The following is a 20,449-nucleotide window of genomic DNA, read 5'->3' as shown; positions in this document are numbered from 1 at the left end:
ACCTTGTGTGCATAAATGCTAATCAAATACCACCAACATTTCACGAACCAGCGATCGCTTTCAGAACGGTTATACCGCGAGCAAGGCATCGATACAAAATCACTACTGGGTCACAAAAATCAAACAATGACGGATAAATACAATGACGACAGAGGAAAGGAGTGGATCACTATCGCGGTTTAAAGTGGTGCAATAACTGACCAGTTTAGCAGAAGAGTTTTGCAGGGGTTTTGCAGAAGAATTTTAAGGGCGGATTATTTTGTTTTTAAAAGATGATTCAGTTATTAAAATTCCTTTATTTTATAACTAATTATAAAAAAATAACTTTCTCCATGTGATTATGTTCTTATCTCCTAATCACATATCGATATACCAATTACTTACTTCCATAGCCATACTGTTAGCGTATGCTTTGAACGTTTCCTACATTTTCATAGAGTTAAAGGACGGGCTATGAGCAAGATATATGAAGACAACTCTTTAACAATCGGCCATACGCCGCTGGTTCGTTTGAACCGTATCGGTAACGGACGCATTTTGGCAAAGGTTGAGTCACGTAATCCAAGTTTTAGCGTTAAATGCCGTATCGGCGCGAATATGATTTGGGATGCTGAAAAACGCGGCATTCTGACGACAGATAAAGAGCTGGTAGAGCCTACCAGCGGCAATACCGGCATTGCGCTGGCATTTGTTGCCGCCGCACGCGGTTACAAATTAACCCTGACCATGCCTGAAACTATGAGCATCGAGCGCCGTAAGCTACTAAAAGCGCTGGGTGCCAACCTGGTGCTGACCGAAGGCGCCAAAGGAATGAAAGGGGCAATTGCTAAAGCAGAAGAGATTCAAGCGACTGATCCAGACCGCTACCTCATTTTGCAGCAATTCAGTAACCCAGCGAACCCAGAAATTCATGAAAAAACCACCGGCCCAGAAATTTGGGAAGATACTGATGGTGAAGTCGATGTCTTTATCGCTGGAGTGGGCACCGGTGGCACCTTGACCGGGGTCAGCCGCTACATCAAAAACACCAAAGGTAAGGCGATTACCACAGTTGCGGTGGAGCCTACCGACTCTCCGGTTATTACTCAGGCATTAGCAGGTCAGGAAATCAAACCCGGCCCGCATAAAATTCAGGGTATCGGTGCTGGCTTCATTCCCGGTAACCTTGATCTAACACTGGTTGATCGTGTTGCTCTGGTAACCAATGACGAAGCCATCTCTATGGCCCGCCGTTTGATGGATGAAGAGGGCATCTTAGCCGGTATTTCTTCCGGCGCTGCGGTTGCCGCGGCGGTCAAACTTTCTGAGGAAGATGGCTTTACTGACAAAACAATTGTGGTTATTCTTCCCTCCTCGGGTGAGCGCTATTTGAGCACGGCTTTGTTCGCAGATCTGTTCACTGAGCAAGAGCTGCAACAGTAGTGATGCCGTCGCACTAAATGCTAAAAAAGCACCCTTATGGGTGCTTTTTTTGTGGCGCACTTCAAAGTTTTTACTACATAAAGATTGATTTTAGCCTCTGGGTTTAGTATTTAACCGGACAATTATTTTGATACGCGAAATTAATCGCAGCTTTGATGCTTCTCAGGCTGAATCGATTTATCTATTATGCAATGCGTTATGCAAAGTGACAAAAAATGTCATCAGCTCACGCTGATTGAAGACATAATGTAAAGAGAGCATTATTCTTAGATACGACAGTGCTGATTTTAGACCTGAATTCAGGTTGCATCAGAAACTGTCTTTGTGACTTGCCGGTGGTTGAGGCATAGTCATGCGCGAGTCAAATAGTCTCGTTTTACGCGCACCAATACAGGCTAAAGTTTCGGTTTTACACTAAACTTTAGCTCCACAACATAAATCCAATAAGTTGGGGAAATACAATGTTCCAGCAAGAAGTTACTATTACTGCACCAAACGGTCTGCATACCCGCCCTGCTGCCCAGTTCGTAAAAGAAGCAAAAGGCTTCGCGTCTGAAATTACTGTGATCTCTAACGGTAAAAGCGCTAGCGCCAAGAGCCTGTTCAAACTGCAAACTCTGGGCCTGACCCAAGGTACTGTTGTTACGATCTCTGCTGAAGGCGAAGATGAGAAGAAAGCTGTTGAGCATCTGGTAAAACTGATGGCTGAGCTTGAGTAATCACGCACGCTTTTTAAGTTAACACCAGTCAAGAGTAAGGTAGGGTTATGATTTCAGGCATTTTAGTATCACCGGGTATCGCTTTTGGTAAAGCACTTTTACTGAAAGAAGATGAGATTGTTATCAACCGGAAAAAGATCTCTGCTGACCAAGTGGAGCAGGAAGTCGAGCGTTTCAAAACTGGCCGGGCCAAGGCCGCAGAACAGTTGGAAGCGATTAAGACCAAAGCTGAAGCAAGCCTCGGCGAAGAGAAAGCTGCTATCTTCGAAGGGCATATCATGCTGTTGGAAGACGAAGAGCTTGAGCAGGAAATCATAGCCCTCATCAAAGATGAGCATGCCACTGCCGACGCAGCCGCTTATTCAGTGATTGAAGGGCAGGCAAAAGCCCTGGAAGAGCTGGATGACGAATACCTGAAAGAGCGTGCCGCTGACGTACGTGATATCGGTAAACGCCTGCTGAAAAACATTCTCGGCCTGAACATTGTCGATTTAAGTGCCATTCAGGATGAAGTGATTCTGGTTGCAACTGATTTGACGCCATCAGAGACCGCACAGCTGAATCTGGATAAAGTGTTAGGGTTCATCACCGATTTAGGTGGCCGTACCTCTCACACCTCCATTATGGCTCGCTCATTGGAGTTACCGGCTATCGTCGGCACCACCGATGTGACCAAACAAGTGCAGAATGGCGACTATTTGATCCTTGATGCAGTAAACAACAAAGTCTATTTAAACCCAACTGCTGATATTATTGAGCAGTTGAGGGCGGTGAATAATCAATACATCACCGAAAGAAATGATCTGGCCAAACTGAAAGACTTGCCTGCTATCACGCTTGATGGCCATCAGGTTGAAGTGGTTGCCAACATTGGTACTGTGCGTGATATCGCCGGTGCTGAACGTAATGGCGCTGAAGGTGTTGGTCTGTATCGTACCGAGTTCCTGTTCATGGACCGCGACTCACTGCCTACTGAAGAAGAGCAGTTCCAGGCATATAAAGCCGTTGCGGAAGCTATGGGTTCTCAGGCCGTGATCGTCCGTACTATGGACATCGGCGGTGACAAAGACCTGCCGTACATGAATTTGCCGAAAGAGGAAAACCCATTCCTGGGCTGGCGCGCCATCCGTATTGCTATGGATCGCAAAGAGATTCTGCACGCACAGCTGCGAGCAATCTTGCGGGCATCAGCATTTGGTAAATTGCGTATTATGTTCCCGATGATTATTTCGGTTGAAGAAGTACGCGAGCTGAAAGCAGAACTTGAGCTGCTGAAGAGCCAATTACGTGAAGAAAACAAAGCCTTCGATGAAACTATCGAGGTCGGTGTCATGGTTGAAACACCTGCGGCGGCGGTCATCGCTCGCCACTTAGCTAAAGAAGTTGACTTCTTTAGTATTGGGACAAACGATCTAACTCAGTATACTCTGGCGGTAGATCGTGGTAATGAGCTGATTTCACATCTCTATAACCCAATGTCGCCATCGGTATTGGGGCTGATCAAACAGGTTATTGATGCATCTCACGCTGAAGGTAAGTGGACCGGAATGTGCGGTGAACTTGCTGGCGACGAACGTGCTACACTGTTGCTATTGGGCATGGGGCTGGATGAGTTCAGCATGAGTGCGATTTCGATCCCACGCATCAAGAAAATTATCCGCAATACGAATTTCGAAGATGTGAAAGTGTTGGCAGAGCAGGCATTGGCTCAACCAACAGCGAAGGAGTTGATGGATTTGGTTACCACATTCATCGAAGAAAAAACGCTCTGCTAATTCCACGATACTGGAACGCTGCCCAATATAAATACTTAGGAGAAGATCATGGGTTTGTTCGATAAACTGAAATCACTGGTTTCAGATGATAAAAAAGACAGCGGTACTATTGAAATCGTTGCACCACTGTCTGGCGAAATCGTCAACATCGAAGATGTACCTGATGTTGTTTTTGCAGAGAAAATCGTTGGTGATGGTATTGCCATCAAGCCGACAGGCAACAAAATGGTTGCTCCTGTTGACGGCACCATCGGTAAAATTTTCGAAACTAACCATGCTTTTTCTATCGAATCAGACAGCGGCATTGAGCTGTTCGTCCACTTCGGTATTGATACTGTTGAACTGAAAGGCGAAGGCTTCAAACGCATCGCAGAAGAGGGTCAACGCGTCAAGAAAGGTGATGTGGTTATTGAGTTCAATCTGGCCCTGCTGGAAGAGAAAGCCAAGTCTACATTGACGCCGGTGGTTATCTCCAACATGGACGAGATCAAAGAGCTGATCAAGTTGTCTGGCAGTGTCACCGTTGGTGAGACGCCAATTATTCGTATTAAGAAGTAATTTCTCGCTACGAATAAGAAACGGCACCCAAGGGTGCCGTTTTTGTTGGCTAAAATCAATTAATCAGCGGCAACCCAACGTGGTATCCGCAGTGTAATCACCAAGCCCACCAGCTCGCCATTTCTTGCTTCGACCTGCCCGCCATGGGCTAGAATCACTTTCCGCGTAATGGCCAACCCCAAGCCATAACCTTTGCCAGACATCGCAGATTTTACGCGCACGAAAGGGTCGAAAATGCAGGATAGCTTACTCGCCTCTACCCCCGGCCCTTGATCGACCACCTGAATCTGATAACTCTTATCAACCACTGACAGCGCCACTTTTACCTGTTGAGCATGGGCGGAGAAACGCAGTGCATTGCGAACGATATTGTCAATTGCCCGCCGCATCAGCTCGGCATTACCTTTAACGGTGAACTCGACTGCCTGTGGCGCGACCTGTAGCAGAATCTCCACCCCCGGCACCTGCGCCTCGTAGCGAGCATCATTCACCACCACTTTCACTAATTCATGCAGATCGAAATATTCATCATCATCGGACAAATCATGGTTTTCAGCACGTGAAAGCGCCAATAACTCACCAATCATCTTATCCAGCCGCTGCGACTCATGCTCAATACGCTGTAATGAGTTCTCCACGTTACCCGGATTCTGACGCGCCAGCCCGATAGCCAATTGCAAGCGAGCCAGCGGTGAACGTAACTCATGGGAGACATCATGCAGCAGCTGCTCACGGGCGCTGACTAGCGCCTCAAGGCGCTCGGCCATTGAGTCAAAATCACGCGCCACTTCCGTCAACTCATCATGGCGACGGCGCATCACTGGCAACAATCGCACCGATAAATCGCCCTGTGCCACCCGCTCGAAACCCGCCCTTAACTGCCGCATTGGCCGCGTCAGGTTCCAGGCTAATAGCGCACTGAAGAACAGGCCGCCTAATAGCCCCATCCAAATCATCGGGATCGGAATATTGAGTATTTCACGGCGCTTCTCACCAGGCTCACCTCCCCCCCGCAAACCATCAATGTTATAGCTGATACGATAACCCTGCCCATCGGGGCTTTTGGCCCAGGTCGTGACCTCCGAGCGATGAAGCTCAGGTTCATTGCCGCTGGGGGCGGATTGCTCAACGGGGACGGCTCCAGCCATTGGCGCTATCATGGCGGCGGGCAAGACTGATAACTGCTTTTTAGCTGCCTCGGGCCAGTCAGCAATCATGGCATTCAACGCTGGCAAGCCGCCGGAATGCAATACCGCAGCGGCTGACGCTATTTGTAATTTGGCAATCTGGCGTGCCATCTCGCGCTCCGGCGGTTCATGGCGATTGCCGTAGAAGGAGAACACCACCCACAGCATCTGGGTCATTAAAATAAAGGTCAGCCAAAAACCCAGCAGGATCTTCCAGAACAATCGTCCACGCATATGTTATCTCATTTCATTGATGGCGATTATCTGATGCGATAGCCAATACTACGTACCGTTTCAATATTCAGGGTATTCCCCGGCAGAGCGGCCAGTTTCTGGCGGATATTGCTGATATGCACATCGACACTGCGGTCATAAGCTTCCCGTGGTCGCCCTAACCCTTTATCTGATAACTCATCTTTGGTGACCACACGATCCGGTGAGCGTAGCAGCAGCTCCAGCAAATTAAACTCCGAGGCGGTCAAATCAAATGTCTTGCCCTGCCATTCACTGCTACGAGTTGACGGATTGAGTGTCAAATCCCCGTGGGTGATAACGCTGTCATCGGTGGATGATAAGTCAGGATGTTCGTCGAAACGGCGCAGTACTGCACGCAACCGAGCTACCAGTTCACGCGGATAGCATGGCTTTGGCATGTAGTCGTCTGCCCCCATCTCAAGGCCGATAACCCGGTCAATATTGTCGCCTTTGGCCGTCAACATAATGATGGGTAAACGGCTTTTTTTCCGCACTTGCCGCAGCACATCGATACCACTCATATCAGGCAACATAATGTCGAGGATCAAGGCGGTATAGTCGCCGGACAAGGCACCATCAATGCCCTCTTTGCCAGTTAATACCAACTCAGCATTAAAGCCCTCGCCGCTCAGGTACTCCCTCAACATCGTGCCCAGTTCTACATCATCATCGACTAACAAAATCTTCATTTTTAACTCTCCTGCCTGATTTCAGCTATTTTCATGCCTATTTGGTGCGCACGCAGCCAGTTTTACTCAATCCTTACATATTTTTGAATTCGACTTAACTCACACTCAGCGGCCTTGGCGGTAAATTAGCTCCCTGCATTTGGCTTCACCACTCTCTTCATTGTGGTTCAAGGATTTTTGATTAATTATGCTACAGGTTACCAAGTCAAAACGGCGTTTTATTGGGTTAGCGGTTGTGTTGCTGATGCTGGCCGGTTTGTTGCTCTTCAAATGGCTCTCTCCTGCGGAGAAACCCGGCTATATCACCGCAGCGGCCGAGATCCGCACACTGGAACAGAGCGTACTCGCCGATGGCACTATCAAGGCAAAAAAACAGGTCACTGTCGGCGCACAAGTTTCCGGGCAGATCAAAGCCCTGCATATCACCCTAGGGCAGCAAGTTGAAAAAGGCCAGTTAGTGGCCGAAATTGATGATCTTACGCAACAAAATGCGCTGAAAGACGCGGAGGAAGCGCTGAAAAATGTGCTTGCACAGCGTGCAGCCAAAGTGGCGACACAGCAGAACAACCAATTAACCTACCAGCGACAGCAGCAAATCCTCGCCAAGGGTCTCGGCGTCCGCGCCGATTTTGATAGTGCCAAAGCCACATTAGAGAGCGCCCAAGCTGAGATTAATGCGCTGGATGCCCAAATTGCGCAGGCTGAGATCGCCGTGAATACCGCCAAACTCAATCTCGGTTATACCAAAATCAGCTCGCCGATCACCGGGACGGTGGTCGCTATTCCGGTTGAAGAGGGGCAAACCGTTAACGCGGTGCAAAGCGCCCCCACTATTATTAAAGTCGCTCAGCTCGATACGATGACGATTGAAGCGCAGATCTCTGAAGCGGACGTGGTCAAAGTCAAAGCCGGTATGCCCGTTTACTTCACTATTTTAGGCGAGCCGGAAGAGCGCTTCAGTGCCACACTGCGCGCCATCGAACCCGCCCCTGACTCGATAAACGATGAAACCACCACCACAACATCAAGTTCAAGCAGCAGTTCCACCACCACTGCCATTTACTATAACGGCCTGTTTGATGTGGCGAACCCGAACGGAGCACTGCGTATTTCGATGACCGCCCAAGTGTATATCGTGCTACATAAAGACGAAAAAGCCTTGGTCATCCCCGCCACGGCACTGGAAAATGATCACGGGACGTATCGGGTTCAGGTGGTGAGCAGCAACGGCAAAATCAGTGCGCGCGAGGTCACCGTCGGGTTAAATAACAATGTCGATGCTCAGATTCTCTCCGGTTTGCAGGCTGGGGAGCAGGTGATTGTCAGTCAGGCAAGTGCCGCCCCCGCCAACAATAAGGCCCAACATATCGGCCCACCGATGGGGATGTAACTGATGATAGACCTCAACCAAAGAAAGATTTTGCTGCAACTTGATAACGTGAGCCGCTGGTTTATTGCAGGTGAAGAGCGCGTCCGGGTGCTGAAAAACATCAACTTGACGATTTACAGCGGTGAAATGGTGGCGATCGTCGGAGCATCCGGTTCCGGCAAATCGACGCTAATGAACATTCTTGGCTGTCTGGACAAGCCCAGTTCAGGAGAGTATCTGGTGGCTGGCCGTATTCCGCAGCATTTGGATAGCGACACCCTCGCCGAGCTACGTCGCGAACATTTCGGCTTTATTTTTCAGCGCTATCATTTACTCAATGACTTAAATGCGCGGGAAAATGTTGAGATACCGGCTATTTACGCCGGTATCGATCGTGAAGAGCGCCGTCAACGCGCTGGCGATCTACTATCCCGTCTCGGCCTGGCTGACCGGCTGGAGTATCGCCCGAGCCAGCTTTCTGGCGGGCAACAGCAGCGGGTCAGTATTGCCAGAGCATTGATGAATGGCGGCGAAGTTATTCTGGCCGACGAACCCACAGGCGCACTTGATACTCACAGCGGCAATGAAGTGTTAAACATCCTTAAAGAGCTGCATCGACAAGGCCATACCGTGGTCATTGTCACCCACGATATGTCGATTGCAGAACATGCTCAACGGATTATCGAGCTAAAAGACGGCGAGGTGATTGCGGATAGAGCGGTGCAGCAGGCCGCACAACAGGCACAACGACTCCCCATAATCACGCCAGAAATAGCACCCAAAAGTGCTAAAAAAACCGTGCTATCGCCCTGGATGGCCCAACGTGACCGCCTCCGTGAAGCATTTAAAATGGCGACACTGGCGATGGCTGCACAGCGCCTGCGCACCCTGCTGACCATGCTGGGGATCATCATTGGTATTGCGTCAGTGGTCTCCGTCGTAGCATTGGGAAAAGGTTCGCAACAGCAAGTGCTCGCTAACATCAGCGCCATGGGCACCAGCACGCTGGAGATCTTCCCCGGCAAAGATTTCGGCGATATGCGCTCTGCTGCCATCCAAACTTTGCGGGCCACTGATGCCGATGCATTGGCGAAACAGGGCTATATCCACAGCGTGACACCGGCGGTCTCCAGCAGTAGCACGCTGCGCTATGGTAATAAATCTGTCAGTGGCACCGTGAATGGTGTCGGCGAACAATACTTTATGGTGCGCGGCTATAGCATTGCCCAAGGGATGGCATTTACCCGTGCCAGCGTCGATGGATTGATGCAAGAGGCTGTTATTGATGAAAATACGCGCGATAAGCTGTTCCCCAACGGCGAAAATCCCTTAGGTAAAGTTATCCTGCTCGGCTCCCTGCCCTGCCGGGTAATTGGGGTTGCAGCCAAGAAACAGAGCGGTTTTGGCAGTGACGAGAATCTGAATGTGTGGATACCATATACCACCGCCATGAAGCGTATGCTGGGGCAAACCTATCTGCGCAGCATTACCGTGCGAGTTAACGATGATATAGATTTGGCGAATGCTGAGCAGGGTGTCACCAAACTGCTGGCCCAGCGTCACGGCGCACAGGATTTTTTCGTGATGAACACCGATAGCATCCGTCAAACCATTGAGAAGACCACCTCAACCATGACATTACTGGTATCAATGATTGCCGTTATTTCATTGGTAGTCGGTGGTATCGGTGTGATGAATATCATGTTGGTATCAGTCAGTGAGCGCACTAAAGAGATTGGGGTTCGAATGGCGGTGGGTGCGCGAGCCGGTGACATTATGCAGCAATTCTTGATTGAGGCAGTCCTGGTGTGCCTGCTGGGGGGCGGTATTGGGGTGGTGCTGTCACTGGGTATCGGCCTGCTATTTAGTCAGTTCAGCAGCAGCTTTTCGATGGTTTATTCGGCAACCTCGATCATCACCGCATTTGTCTGTTCCAGCCTGATTGGGGTGATTTTTGGTTTTTTCCCGGCCAAGAGAGCGGCGGAGATGGACCCTATCAGGGCGTTAGAACGAGAGTGAACTATTTTTACCGTCAGGATTTTTATTATTAAATGTTATGTCACCCAACCTGATCATAGGATCAGGTTGGGTTTTACTGGGTCATGGTAAGAGAAGCGCGATTACTCAAACACCCCGGTCGATAAATACCTATCTCCGCGATCACAAATAATCGCCACAATGACCGCACCCGGGTTCTCTGCCGCCACGCGCAACGCCCCAGCGACCGCGCCACCAGAACTGACACCACAGAAGATCCCCTCTTCCGTGGCGAGTCGGCGCATGGTCTGTTCGGCTGAGATCTGCGTGATATCCAATACTTGATCCACTAATTCGGGGCGGAATATCCCCGGCATATATTCCGCTGCCCAACGGCGGATACCGGGAATACTGCTGCCCTCAGCCGGTTGCAACCCGATAGTGATCACCGCAGGATTTTGGCTTTTCAGAAACTGGCTGACCCCGGTAATGGTGCCGGTGGTTCCCATGCTGGAGACAAAATGGCTCACTTTACCCGCCGTTTGCTGCCAAATCTCTGGCCCAGTACCGGTAAAATGGGCGTAGGGATTATCGGCATTATTAAACTGATCCAGCACCTTGCCTTGCCCTGCGGCCTGCATCATCAACGCCTGATCGCGCGCACCTTCCATGCCCTGCTCGCGGCTCACCAGAATTAGCTCAGCACCATAAGCGCGCATCGCCGCCTGACGTTCCTGACTCATATTTTCTGGCATGAGTAATTTCAGCTGATAACCTTTCAGGGCCGCAATCATTGCCAATGCAATCCCGGTATTACCGCTGGTTGCCTCGATCAACACATCGCCAGGTGCAATCTCCCCGCGTAATTCTGCCTGCTGGATCATAGCGAGAGCTGCCCTATCTTTGACCGACCCCGCCGGATTATTACCTTCCAGTTTGACCCAAATTTCTGCATTCAGCCCTTGGCTTAAGCGTTGCAGTTTGACCAGTGGGGTGTTGCCGATGCAGTGTTCGAGGGTAGTCACATTCGTTACCTAACTTGAATTGAACTCAATAAAAGAAAAGGCGACCATAAGGCCACCTCTGTTTGCCACTTGCAGAAAAATTTATCAGGCGCTTTGGGCTAAAGCAATGGGTTGTAATAATTGGTCGCCTGAATATAAGCGAGCATTCAATCCACCCACGTAATAGCGATTGCCGCGCACTGGGGCGTCGATATTACCCTCTGGCAGCACGACACTGATAGGATCTTGATGCCAACCAATAGGTTGCACTGTCAGTTGCCAGAAGTGACCGCGCGGGCTGACTTCAAGCACCTGTACCGGTAACGGGCAACGATCACTCGATTGGGTGCTGACCTCCATCTCCCATGGGCGCAGGAACAGATCCACACTGCCTTGATGCATCGGGGCTAAATCCAGCGGCCAGTGATGAGCGCCAATATACAACTGTGAACCACGGATTTCACCACTCAGGCGATTCACTTCACCGAGGAACTCCAGGACAAAACGGGTCGCCGGGTAGCGCCACACCTCATCTGGCGTGCCGACCTGCTCAATATTCCCCTGACTCATCACCACCACTCGATCAGCAACTTCCATCGCCTCTTCCTGATCGTGGGTGACGAAGACGCTGGTGAACTTCAGTTCATCATGCAACTGGCGTAACCAGCGGCGCAGCTCTTTGCGCACCTGTGCATCCAGAGCGCCGAATGGCTCATCCAGCAGCAGAATTTGGGGTTCAACCGCCAGCGCCCGCGCTAATGCAACGCGCTGTTTCTGGCCGCCGGAGAGCTGTGACGGGTAACGGGTAGCCAGATGGCCTAATTGCACCATCTCCAGCAGCTGTGCCACCTTCTGCTTGATGGCCACGGCATTTGGCCGCTCACGGCGCGGTAACACCGTCAGGCCGAAAGCGATGTTATCGAACACCGTCATATGGCGGAATAGGGCGTAATGCTGGAACACAAAACCCACGCGCCTATCACGGGCATGTAGGCGGCTGACATCAGTGCCGTGGAAGCTTAACCGCCCGGCGTTTTGGTTCTCTAACCCAGCAATAATGCGCAGTAAGGTGGTTTTCCCTGAACCGGACGGGCCGAGCAGCGCCACCATCTGGCCAGAAGGAATATCCAGCGTAATGTTGTTCAGTACCTTGGTGCGACCAAAATACTTGCTGATATTATCAATCTCAATGCTCATGCTTTTGCTCCTGTTCGAGACGAACAACCTGACGCGCTAAGCGCCATTGCAGGCCGCTTTTCAGAAAAAGGGTCACTATTGCCATCAGGGTCAATAACGCGGCGGCGGTAAATGCCCCGGCGGTGTTGTAATCCTGATGCAACAACTCAACTTGTAGCGGCAAGGTGTAGGTCTCGCCACGAATAGAACCGGATACCACGGAGACCGCCCCAAACTCGCCAATCGCGCGGGCGTTGGTCAACACCACGCCATACAGCAGCGCCCAGCGGATGTTGGGTAAGGTCACCCGGCGGAACATCTGCCAGCCGGATGCGCCGAGCAGCACCGCGGCTTCATCCTCCTGACTGCCCTGACTCATCATCACCGGCACCAATTCACGTACCACAAACGGGCAGGTGACGAAGATGGTCACCAACACCATGCCGGGCCACGAGAACATCAATTGGATATCATGGGAGTCCAACCAGCCGCCGACTACCCCGTTAGAGCCGTAAAACAGCAAGTACATCAGGCCCGCGACCACTGGCGAAACAGCAAACGGGATATCAATTAGCGTCATCAATAATTGGCGGCCGGGGAAGACAAACCGGGTCACCAGCCAGGCCAACACCACACCAAACACCAGATTCACCGGCACGGTAATCAGCGCCACCAGCACGGTGAGCCAAATGGCGTGCAACATATCGGGATCGAGTAAATTCTGCCCCACCACCTCAATCCCTTTCGAGAACGCGGTGATAAAGATCCATACCATCGGGATCACCAGCAGCAGGAGTGAGAACCCTGCGCCGATGGCGATCAAGGCCCATTTGCCCCAGTTGATCGGCGGGCGGGCCACGCCGTTAAACTCGCTGATATCCGCCATCAGTGCCCACCTATCCGCCGACCAAAGCGGCTTTGTAACGTGTTAATACCAAACAGCAGCAGCAGTGAAACCGCCAAAATAACCGAGGCAATGGCGCTGGCTGCCGGGTAATCAAACTCCTGCAAGCGGATGAAAATCATCAGCGAGGTGACTTCGGTCTTCCAGGCGATATTACCGGCGATAAAGATAACTGCGCCGAACTCGCCCAGACTGCGGGTGAAGGAGAGTGCCGTTCCTGCCAGCAGTGCCGGCGCCAGTTCGGGCATCACCACCAGACGAAAACTCTGCCAGCGGCTGGCACCTAAGGTTTCAGCCGCCTCTTCGTACTCTGGCCCCAACTCTTCCAACACCGGCTGCACCGTGCGAACCACAAACGGCAAGCTGGTAAATGCCATCGCCACCGCAATGCCTAACCAGGTGAATGACACTTTGATACCCAATTCATTCAACCAGGCCCCATACCAGCCGGTGGTGGAGAACAGGGTCGCCAAAGTCAAACCGGCGACTGCGGTCGGTAAAGCGAACGGCAAATCCATCAGGCCATCCAGCAAGCTGCGGCCGGGGAATTGATAGCGGGTTAAAATCCACGCCATCAACATGCCAAAGAGCGCATTAAACAGACTCGCCACCCCCGCCGCCAGTAGGGTCACTTTATAAGCCGCGACCACCTGAGGGTTGGTTATCACCTCCCAGTACTGCGCCCAACTCATCTGTGCGACCTGCATCACTAACGCGCTGAGTGGTAATAACAAGATCAGGCAGGTGTAAAGCAGGCTGCTCCCAAGACTGAGGGTAAATCCGGGCAGAACCCGTTTACTGGATGCCGACAACATTACTGATGCCCTTCCGCTAACAATTTATCCAACACGCCGCCGGTGGCAAAATGGGTGCTCATCACTTGTGGCCAGCTACCGAATTGCTCCTCAACGCGGAATAATTTGGTATCAGGGAATTGGGATTTGGCCGCCTCCATCGCGGCTTTATCGTAAACACGATAGTTGAAGCTGGTGATAACCTGCTGCGCCGCTGGGCTGTAGAGGTAGTTGAGGTAAGCTTTGGCGGCTTTTTCCGTGCCATTTTTCGCCACATTTTTGTCTACCCACGCCACCGGGAACTCCGCCAGAATATCGACCGGCGGGACAATAACTTCATATTTGTCGCTGCCATACTCTTTGCGGATATTATTCACTTCTGACTCGAAACTGATCAGCACATCACCCAAACCACGTTCAACAAAAGTGGTGGTAGCACCACGACCGCCGGTATCAAACACCTGTACATTGTTCAGGAAGCGCTTCATCCAGTCGCGGGTTTTCGCCTCATCCTGGCCATTGGCCTGCTGTGTCGCGCCCCATGCTGCCAGATAGGTATAGCGGCCATTGCCGGAGGTTTTTGGATTTGGGAACACCAGTTTCACATCTTCGCGCACCAAGTCATCCCAGTTGTGGATACTCTTTGGATTGCCCTTGCGCACCAGGAAAGCCATGGTGGAGTAGAATGGCGAGCTGTTGTTTGGCAAGCGCGCCTGCCAGTCGGCCGGGATCAAGTTGCCGCGATCGTGCAAAATTTGCACATCAGTGACTTGGTTATAGGTCACCACATCGGCTTTCAAACCTTGCAAGATAGCCAATGCCTGCTTAGAGGAGCCGGCATGAGATTGCTTGATGGTCAGTTTGTCGCCCGGATTTTGCTGCTCCCACAGCCGCTGGAAGCCCGGATTCAACGCGGTGAATAGTTCGCGCGAGACATCATAAGAGCTGTTGAGCAACTCAGTTGCACAGGCGGTTGCACTGCCGAAAACTAACGCGCTTAATAAGGCAACACGAGTCCATCCATTTCTCTTCACTGAGGTCTGTTTCATTCTGCACCTTATTCACTGAGTTCATCCGGCAGGCGGGTTATAAATGTTAATACCGCCCTTAATATGTTCAGTGTATTTATAACTAGGCGCATACCTATAATGCTTTTATATACCGTTTAGTGATGTGCAAGTATCAAATGCTCTAAGCCAGTCACACCGCAGGTCGCCAGCCACTCCATTTTGCGGTTCTCTATCGATAAAAAAAGCCCAGCCGACCTGCACTGGGCATAAATAGTGGGCTGATTCTATTTTTGCGTAACTACACTGACATTAGTTGCACCAATAGCGCCACTAAATGGCTTGCCGTCGATAGCATCCACCATGCGCAAACCGGATGGTCGCACCCAGCGCTGTACGCGGGATGGCATATCAAAACCAATCAGTAGAATCACCACAAATGTCAGGCTGAATGAGAGCGAACCGAGCGCGGTGCCGAGACTCAGATGCTGAGCAATGGATGCCCCGAGAATGGGCGCTAATGCCCCACCCAGTGCGCCGACGTTGTAGGTAAAGCCCAGGCCCGCTGCTCGTTGTTCGGTATCGAAATAGCCCCCCAACAGTTTGGGCAGTAATCCGGCAATCCCCTGCCCCAACATCTGTTGTAGGAACAGTAAACCACCAAGAAACACGATGCTGCTGCCCTGAATGGCGAATAGCGGAATAATCAGTAATTGCGAAATCAGCAAGCTGGTCACATAAGCTTTGCGGGTGCCTAACCAATCACCGAGGAAGCCGCCCACACAGCAACCCACCGCCGCACCAAAGCCACTGAAAAATAAGATATTGCCGACCGTGTGCGGGTCATAGCCTAGATCCATTTTCAGATAAGTGGGTAGCAGTGCCTGAATCGGCCATGAGTAGAGGAAGGCGCAGAACACCACCACCATCAGCATGACACCTGTCGGCCAGCGCTCACCGCTGGTTTGAATCATAAAGTAGACGAATATTGCAGCACAAAGGATACCCAGGATCACCACCACGGGAGTCGATACCATGCCGGTAAAGCAGGCGTAGAGCGCGGCGGCGGCAAAGATGGTCAGGCCGATATTCAAATAACTCAAGTTGCTGCGATAGAGAATATCCACCATATTGCGATTTTTGGTCTGTTTAGAGTGCTGTTGCTTACTTTGGGCTTTTTCCCAATCTTCCGCTTCTGGCAGATTTTTACGCAACCAGAGTGCAAAAATAATCGGTAGCAATCCAATGTAGAAAAGCATACGCCAGCCAAATGCCGGAACCACATAGCTATAGGCTTGAGCCGCCAATACTGCGCCAATAGAGAAGCCAGAAATCAGAAAACCACTGGCTTTATTGCGCATATTCTTCGGCCAGCTCTCCATGACATAGGTGGAACTGGAGCCATACTCCCCCGCCATCCCGATGCCAATAATCAGTCGCGCGATAAATAGGGTGGTATAACCGGGCGCTAAACCACAGGCCAGCGTCCCGAAAGAGAACAGCACAATACTGGTGATCATCGCCAGTTTGCGGCCATAACGGTCGCCCATGGCCCCTAGCACCAGACCACCGAACCAGCGTGAAATAAAGGCCGCTGAGATAAGACTGGTGGCTTGAATCAGTGTCAGACCAAATTCTTGTTTAATATCAGTCAGAACCAGAGTAATAAGAACAAAATCGAAACCATCCAGGGCATAACCGATCCAGGCGGCAATAAATGCCTTCCATTGCGCAGGGGTTAGCTGCTTATACCAGCGCAATGGCTTGTCTCCACGAGATCCTACTGAAGTGCTCATATCGTCGCTCTCTCCACCACCAGCCAAATTCACTGGCAGAAACTGTTTTCCCCGCGGCAGGTATAACCATAGCAACCGATTGTTTATCATCACATAATCTGTCACTACCCGATGGTTCTCGCCACATTTATATTTATGTGGTTTTACTCCAAACAAAATACACAAAAGGAGTAAAACTCCATTTGAGTGTATAAGATCAGCCCGCTATTTCAATCACAATGTGTCTAAAACGTGACAAAGATGGCGAAATGCTAGTGTGCGAGAGAGAGGCAACAGGATAACGGGGTATTTACCTCCGCAGGCGGAATATCTCCGTCGCGGGGGCTAGGTATTGCAGCAGAAAATGTATTACCGGTCATCCATTTTGACTGACCGCCTGAGTGGTTTTGCGCTTAATGCTCTCCGCCTGCGCCGGATCAGCTTTAACCAGCAGGGCGTAGATCAGGTCCAGCACAAAGAGTTGGGCGATTTTGGTGCCGATGGAGTCCCCTTGCAGCTGCCCCTGACGGTTGCCGTTAATCAGCACATAATCCGCCAGCTCAGTAATAGTGGAACCCATATTGTGAGTCAATGCCACAGTGGTCGCCCCCGCCTGCTTCGCCAGCTTCAGGGCATGCACAGTTTCAGCCGAGGTCCCCGAGTGGCTGATACCTATCGCCACATCACCAGGGCGCATCAAAGAGGCTTGCATATACATAAAATGGTTATTGGTAGCGGCATCAACCCGCAGTCCGATTCGCATTAATTTACCTTTGGCATCTTCCGCCGTGATGCCGGAAGAGCCGACACCAAAAATGCAGATTCGATCCGCCGGGCGCAGTAACTTAACCACCTGCTCGACACTCTCGATAGAGAGCAGATTTAGGGTTTCGGATAGCACGTTATTAATCGCCGACTGCAATTTATTGCCAATCGCCAGCGCATCATCGCCCTCTTGTACATCCGCATCCAACAGGCTGTTTTCACTGTTATGGCGGGTTGCCACTTCAATGGCCAGATCCATTTTAAAATCCTGAAACCCTTTATAGCCCAGTGTCCGGCAGAAGCGGATAATGGTGGCTTCACCGGCCTGCGTGTTCGCGGAGAGATCAGCAATAGAAAGGTGAGTCACTTTAGCCGGTTCCGCCAGAATATAGGCCGCAATTCGCTGTGCTGAGCGTGTCAGGCTATTTTGCATCGCACCCAAGGCATCAAGAATTTTACCTGGCTTAAAACGGGGGGCACCAGTCTTCACGCGGACACCTCAAGGGAAAGAGAATTGATGAACAGGGGACATATCTGGGGCGCATCATGACATAATTGGCCCATTTCGTGAAGAACAATGGCTCTGTTATGCGGGATGCACTCCATAAAAAATCGATAAAAAAACCCCGGAGGGCCGGGGAAGATGTCAAAGATAACCTGCCTTATTATTATATAAAAATCATAGCGATATAGTATTTACAATAGGCTGTAGTGAACCTTTACCACCACCTTCTTAATGGTGCCGGAGTCGGCAATCTTGCAGCCTGGTTTATGGGGTTCGCCCGGTAAAAACAGCGCAAACATCCCCGGTAGCATACGTAATTGGCTTTTATCCGGAATATCGGCGATGAGTTGGTAGTCGTCATCCGCATGGTAAGGTTCCAGATGCTCAGTTGGCGTCAGCGTTGAATACTCAATGCCCTCAATGCCGCTGATCAATAGCTGGACGTCAGCATAGGTGCGATGCATTTCAGCTTTTTTGCTCTCAGCCGGTTGGGTGTCAAACTCCATAACATTCATGAAAAGTAGCTCGCCATCAATGTCATGACGCCCGCAGCTTAGCTCCGCCAGTGGCAACTTGGCCAAATAAGCTAAAACCCATTGAAGTCGCTCTGGCAATCCGCCAAAAAATGTTGTTTGTGTTAATGATCCGCTGATCATATTGACCCTCTATTTTTAATCATAAAATGAATACCCACACTCATTGCGGCGTCAAGAACAAAGGCTGTTTTTTGCCCAGAGTGCGGCCCCCAACAGGCCACTATCCTGCCGATGATGTGCCGCCTGTACCGGTACGCGATAAATTTCAGGTAGCGCTTTTTGCGCACCTATCACCCGCTCCAGATACCCCACAGCCAGCCCGACACTGCCACCCAGAATCACGATCTCCAGATCCAGTGCCATTTTCATGTCTGCCAGCATCTGTGCTATCGCTGTCGCGGAACGGTTAATGATGTTTTCCGCAGGAAGATGACCACGTTGCGCCATTTCAAACACTTTGGCCGCCGCGACCGGCTGTTTCCAGCCCAAGGTTTCAGCACCAATGGCACTGCCGGATGCCACACTTTCGACACACCCACGGCGACCACAGCCACATAGCAGACCATGGGGATCAGCCAGCGTGTGGCCAATATGCCCTGCCAGCCCGTGATTGCCGACCAGCAACTTTTTATTCAAGATAATGCCGCCGCCCACGCCAGTAGATACCGTGACGAACATCATATTATTGACAGAAATCAGACTGTCGCCATTATCACTTAATGCCTGATACTCAGCCCAGGCTGCGGCCTGCCCATCATTGAGCAACACACAGGGCAAGTCAGCGATCGACTGAATACACTCCTGCAATGGGAAATCCGCCAGCCCGCCCAGATTGGCAGGATTCAGCGCAGTGAGGCGGCCACCACTGATAATGCCTGTTGAGGCAACTGCAATAGAATCAACCAGATGCCGATAAGGTGTCACCAGGGTGTCCAGGGCGATAGCCAGTTGTTCCGCCCCGCCCCGTGGCGTTGCCACCTGCTGGCGACCAATCAACATGCCACTCTCGGTGACCACTGCCGCCGCAATTTTTGTCCCACCAATATCCAGTGCTAATACTTTTCCCATCCGGCGTAACCCTCTTGCACCTGTCATAAATGTCATGACATTGACTATGGCAATTTTCTGGCCTTAACTCCATTATTATTTTCAAATTGGAGTTACACTCCAATCGAGACATTTATTTACCTTTATCACCATTGCGCCCTGCAAATAAAAGATCTAACATAATGGAGTAAAACTTCATTTAAAATTAAAGATCGGAGCAAAAAACCGTGCGCAATCTGACTGCGAGTGACCCGACCATGAGTAACACCAGTGATCTTCGCCACAAGCTGCAAAATGGCTTAATCGCATCTTGCCAGCCACTCCCCGGCAGCGCCATGGATAGACCTGAAATTGTGGCGGCAATGGCTTGTGCGGCTCTCGCTGGAGGTGCCGTTGGCCTGCGGATTGAAGGTATCGACAATATTCTGGCGGTGCGCCGGGTTACAGATGCGCCAATTATCGGCATTATTAAGCGCGACCTGCCGGATTGCGAGGTGAGAATTACTCCGTGGCTGGAAGATGTCGATGGTCTGAGTGCCGCCGGTGCCGATATTATCGCGTTTGATGTCACCTGCCGCGCCCGTCCGGTCTCGGTTGAAGAGCTGTACCAACGAGTGCAGGCGACCGGCCGCCTGGCGATGGCGGATGCTTCCAATCTTGACGATGGCTTGCTGGCCCATCGATTAGGTATCGATTTTATCGGCACCACTCTATCCGGCTATACCCAAAAACGTGTGCCTACCGAGCCGGATCTGGCGCTGGTTAATCAGTTGGCCCAAGCGGGTTGTCGGGTGATTGCGGAGGGCCGCTATAACTCGCCAGCTCTGGCAGCCGCCGCGATTTCAGCGGGTGCTTATGCCGTGACTGTCGGCTCGGCCATTACCCGAATCGAACATATTTGCGGTTGGTTTTGCGAAGCAATCAAGCAGCATCAAGCCGCAAAACTGACTGAATACTAATGGCTATTAGCCCATCCGGGCTACCC

General features: G+C 51.1%; 18 protein-coding genes and 1 pseudogene. 8 read left to right on the top strand and 11 right to left on the bottom strand.

Annotated elements, in window-relative coordinates; genetic code table 11:
• Nucleotides 1–32: 32 nt before the first annotated feature.
• The 5 genes and pseudogenes from FFE93_RS21675 to crr form a co-directional block, all read left to right on the top strand.
• A pseudogene (locus FFE93_RS21675) lies at nt 33–183 on the top strand (integrase); the annotation flags it as partial.
• Nucleotides 184–453: 270 nt separating this feature from the next.
• Nucleotides 454–1,422 carry a cysteine synthase A gene (gene cysK, locus FFE93_RS06275; protein WP_004877754.1) on the top strand — a complete coding sequence of 323 codons (969 nt, stop codon included), beginning with the start codon at nt 454–456 and terminating at the stop codon, nt 1,420–1,422.
• Between the two features lie 461 nt (nt 1,423–1,883).
• A complete protein-coding gene (gene ptsH, locus FFE93_RS06270) occupies nt 1,884–2,141 on the top strand; it encodes a phosphocarrier protein Hpr (RefSeq protein WP_004393588.1) in 258 nt (85 codons plus the stop codon).
• 47 nt (nt 2,142–2,188) lie between these two features.
• Nucleotides 2,189–3,916, top strand: coding sequence for a phosphoenolpyruvate-protein phosphotransferase PtsI (gene ptsI / locus FFE93_RS06265; RefSeq protein WP_049600830.1), 1,728 nt, complete (start codon nt 2,189–2,191; stop codon nt 3,914–3,916).
• 48 nt (nt 3,917–3,964) lie between these two features.
• Nucleotides 3,965–4,474: a PTS glucose transporter subunit IIA gene (crr, locus tag FFE93_RS06260; protein WP_005277622.1), complete on the top strand. Its 510-nt coding sequence runs from the start codon at nt 3,965–3,967 to the stop codon at nt 4,472–4,474.
• Between the two features lie 59 nt (nt 4,475–4,533).
• Here the strand turns inward: crr and FFE93_RS06255 are convergent, their stop codons facing one another.
• Together FFE93_RS06255 and FFE93_RS06250 are read right to left on the bottom strand one after the other, a co-directional pair.
• On the bottom strand, nt 4,534–5,895 hold the full coding sequence (locus FFE93_RS06255) for an ATP-binding protein (RefSeq protein ID WP_032898588.1): 1,362 nt from the start codon (nt 5,893–5,895) through the stop codon (nt 4,534–4,536).
• A 26-nt stretch (nt 5,896–5,921) separates the two neighbouring features.
• The gene (locus tag FFE93_RS06250; RefSeq protein ID WP_005277624.1) at nt 5,922–6,605 is read right to left on the bottom strand and encodes a response regulator transcription factor; all 684 of its coding nucleotides are present in this window, start codon (nt 6,603–6,605) and stop codon (nt 5,922–5,924) included.
• Nucleotides 6,606–6,792: 187 nt separating this feature from the next.
• Here FFE93_RS06250 and FFE93_RS06245 point away from each other — a divergent pair, with 187 nt between their 5' ends.
• Together FFE93_RS06245 and FFE93_RS06240 are read left to right on the top strand one after the other, a co-directional pair.
• Entirely contained in the window at nt 6,793–7,995 is a 1,203-nt protein-coding gene (locus FFE93_RS06245) for an efflux RND transporter periplasmic adaptor subunit (protein ID WP_049600827.1), read from the top strand.
• A gap of 3 nt (nt 7,996–7,998) precedes the next feature.
• The gene (locus tag FFE93_RS06240) at nt 7,999–9,993 is read left to right on the top strand and encodes a MacB family efflux pump subunit (RefSeq protein ID WP_057647341.1); all 1,995 of its coding nucleotides are present in this window, start codon (nt 7,999–8,001) and stop codon (nt 9,991–9,993) included.
• Between the two features lie 101 nt (nt 9,994–10,094).
• Here the strand turns inward: FFE93_RS06240 and cysM are convergent, their stop codons facing one another.
• From cysM to FFE93_RS06195, 9 genes are all read right to left on the bottom strand, one after another.
• Nucleotides 10,095–10,976: a cysteine synthase CysM gene (cysM, locus tag FFE93_RS06235; RefSeq protein WP_138774916.1), complete on the bottom strand. Its 882-nt coding sequence runs from the start codon at nt 10,974–10,976 to the stop codon at nt 10,095–10,097.
• Between the two features lie 84 nt (nt 10,977–11,060).
• The gene (gene cysA, locus FFE93_RS06230) at nt 11,061–12,152 is read right to left on the bottom strand and encodes a sulfate/thiosulfate ABC transporter ATP-binding protein CysA (protein WP_049600818.1); all 1,092 of its coding nucleotides are present in this window, start codon (nt 12,150–12,152) and stop codon (nt 11,061–11,063) included.
• On the bottom strand, nt 12,142–13,017 hold the full coding sequence (gene cysW, locus FFE93_RS06225) for a sulfate/thiosulfate ABC transporter permease CysW (RefSeq protein WP_005277629.1): 876 nt from the start codon (nt 13,015–13,017) through the stop codon (nt 12,142–12,144). The genes cysA and cysW overlap by 11 nt, the downstream gene beginning before the upstream one ends.
• The gene (gene cysT / locus FFE93_RS06220) at nt 13,017–13,850 is read right to left on the bottom strand and encodes a sulfate/thiosulfate ABC transporter permease CysT (RefSeq protein WP_032898590.1); all 834 of its coding nucleotides are present in this window, start codon (nt 13,848–13,850) and stop codon (nt 13,017–13,019) included. The genes cysW and cysT overlap by 1 nt, the downstream gene beginning before the upstream one ends.
• Nucleotides 13,850–14,878: a sulfate ABC transporter substrate-binding protein gene (locus FFE93_RS06215; protein WP_049600816.1), complete on the bottom strand. Its 1,029-nt coding sequence runs from the start codon at nt 14,876–14,878 to the stop codon at nt 13,850–13,852. Before FFE93_RS06215 ends, cysT begins: the two co-directional genes overlap by 1 nt.
• Before the next feature lie 245 nt (nt 14,879–15,123).
• The gene (locus tag FFE93_RS06210; RefSeq protein ID WP_049601017.1) at nt 15,124–16,632 is read right to left on the bottom strand and encodes an MFS transporter; all 1,509 of its coding nucleotides are present in this window, start codon (nt 16,630–16,632) and stop codon (nt 15,124–15,126) included.
• A 355-nt stretch (nt 16,633–16,987) separates the two neighbouring features.
• Nucleotides 16,988–17,866, bottom strand: a complete 879-nt coding sequence (locus tag FFE93_RS06205) for a MurR/RpiR family transcriptional regulator (RefSeq protein ID WP_005276789.1) — start codon at nt 17,864–17,866, stop codon at nt 16,988–16,990.
• Nucleotides 17,867–18,072: 206 nt separating this feature from the next.
• The gene (gene nanQ / locus FFE93_RS06200) at nt 18,073–18,537 is read right to left on the bottom strand and encodes an N-acetylneuraminate anomerase (RefSeq protein ID WP_005276787.1); all 465 of its coding nucleotides are present in this window, start codon (nt 18,535–18,537) and stop codon (nt 18,073–18,075) included.
• A 51-nt stretch (nt 18,538–18,588) separates the two neighbouring features.
• A complete protein-coding gene (locus tag FFE93_RS06195; protein WP_054872354.1) occupies nt 18,589–19,485 on the bottom strand; it encodes an N-acetylmannosamine kinase in 897 nt (298 codons plus the stop codon).
• Nucleotides 19,486–19,721: 236 nt separating this feature from the next.
• On the opposite strand from FFE93_RS06195, the gene FFE93_RS06190 reads away from it, so the two are divergent.
• Nucleotides 19,722–20,423 carry an N-acetylmannosamine-6-phosphate 2-epimerase gene (locus FFE93_RS06190; protein ID WP_138775211.1) on the top strand — a complete coding sequence of 234 codons (702 nt, stop codon included), beginning with the start codon at nt 19,722–19,724 and terminating at the stop codon, nt 20,421–20,423.
• Nucleotides 20,424–20,449: the final 26 nt, after the last annotated feature.

Source organism: Yersinia sp. KBS0713, assembly GCF_005937895.2.
Taxonomy (GTDB): Bacteria; Pseudomonadota; Gammaproteobacteria; order Enterobacterales; family Enterobacteriaceae; genus Yersinia; species Yersinia bercovieri.
The sequence above is the reverse complement of the archived record's forward strand: the minus strand, read 5'-3'. Positions and strand labels throughout refer to the sequence as shown.

Bases quoted from the DNA above. Each gene is read 5' to 3' on its own strand.
- FFE93_RS06195 (WP_054872354.1), bottom strand. From the start codon at position 19,485: ATGGGAAAAGTATTAGCACTGGATATTGGTGGGACAAAAATTGCGGCG.
- FFE93_RS06190 (WP_138775211.1), top strand. From the start codon at position 19,722: ATGAGTAACACCAGTGATCTTCGCCACAAGCTGCAAAATGGCTTAATC.
- nanQ (WP_005276787.1), bottom strand. From the start codon at position 18,537: ATGATCAGCGGATCATTAACACAAACAACATTTTTTGGCGGATTGCCA.
- FFE93_RS06250 (WP_005277624.1), bottom strand. From the start codon at position 6,605: ATGAAGATTTTGTTAGTCGATGATGATGTAGAACTGGGCACGATGTTG.
- cysW (WP_005277629.1), bottom strand. From the start codon at position 13,017: ATGGCGGATATCAGCGAGTTTAACGGCGTGGCCCGCCCGCCGATCAAC.
- FFE93_RS06240 (WP_057647341.1), top strand. From the start codon at position 7,999: ATGATAGACCTCAACCAAAGAAAGATTTTGCTGCAACTTGATAACGTG.
- cysA (WP_049600818.1), bottom strand. From the start codon at position 12,152: ATGAGCATTGAGATTGATAATATCAGCAAGTATTTTGGTCGCACCAAG.
- FFE93_RS06210 (WP_049601017.1), bottom strand. From the start codon at position 16,632: ATGAGCACTTCAGTAGGATCTCGTGGAGACAAGCCATTGCGCTGGTAT.
- FFE93_RS06255 (WP_032898588.1), bottom strand. From the start codon at position 5,895: ATGCGTGGACGATTGTTCTGGAAGATCCTGCTGGGTTTTTGGCTGACC.
- FFE93_RS06215 (WP_049600816.1), bottom strand. From the start codon at position 14,878: ATGAAACAGACCTCAGTGAAGAGAAATGGATGGACTCGTGTTGCCTTA.
- cysK (WP_004877754.1), top strand. From the start codon at position 454: ATGAGCAAGATATATGAAGACAACTCTTTAACAATCGGCCATACGCCG.
- cysT (WP_032898590.1), bottom strand. From the start codon at position 13,850: ATGTTGTCGGCATCCAGTAAACGGGTTCTGCCCGGATTTACCCTCAGT.
- ptsI (WP_049600830.1), top strand. From the start codon at position 2,189: ATGATTTCAGGCATTTTAGTATCACCGGGTATCGCTTTTGGTAAAGCA.
- crr (WP_005277622.1), top strand. From the start codon at position 3,965: ATGGGTTTGTTCGATAAACTGAAATCACTGGTTTCAGATGATAAAAAA.
- FFE93_RS06245 (WP_049600827.1), top strand. From the start codon at position 6,793: ATGCTACAGGTTACCAAGTCAAAACGGCGTTTTATTGGGTTAGCGGTT.
- ptsH (WP_004393588.1), top strand. From the start codon at position 1,884: ATGTTCCAGCAAGAAGTTACTATTACTGCACCAAACGGTCTGCATACC.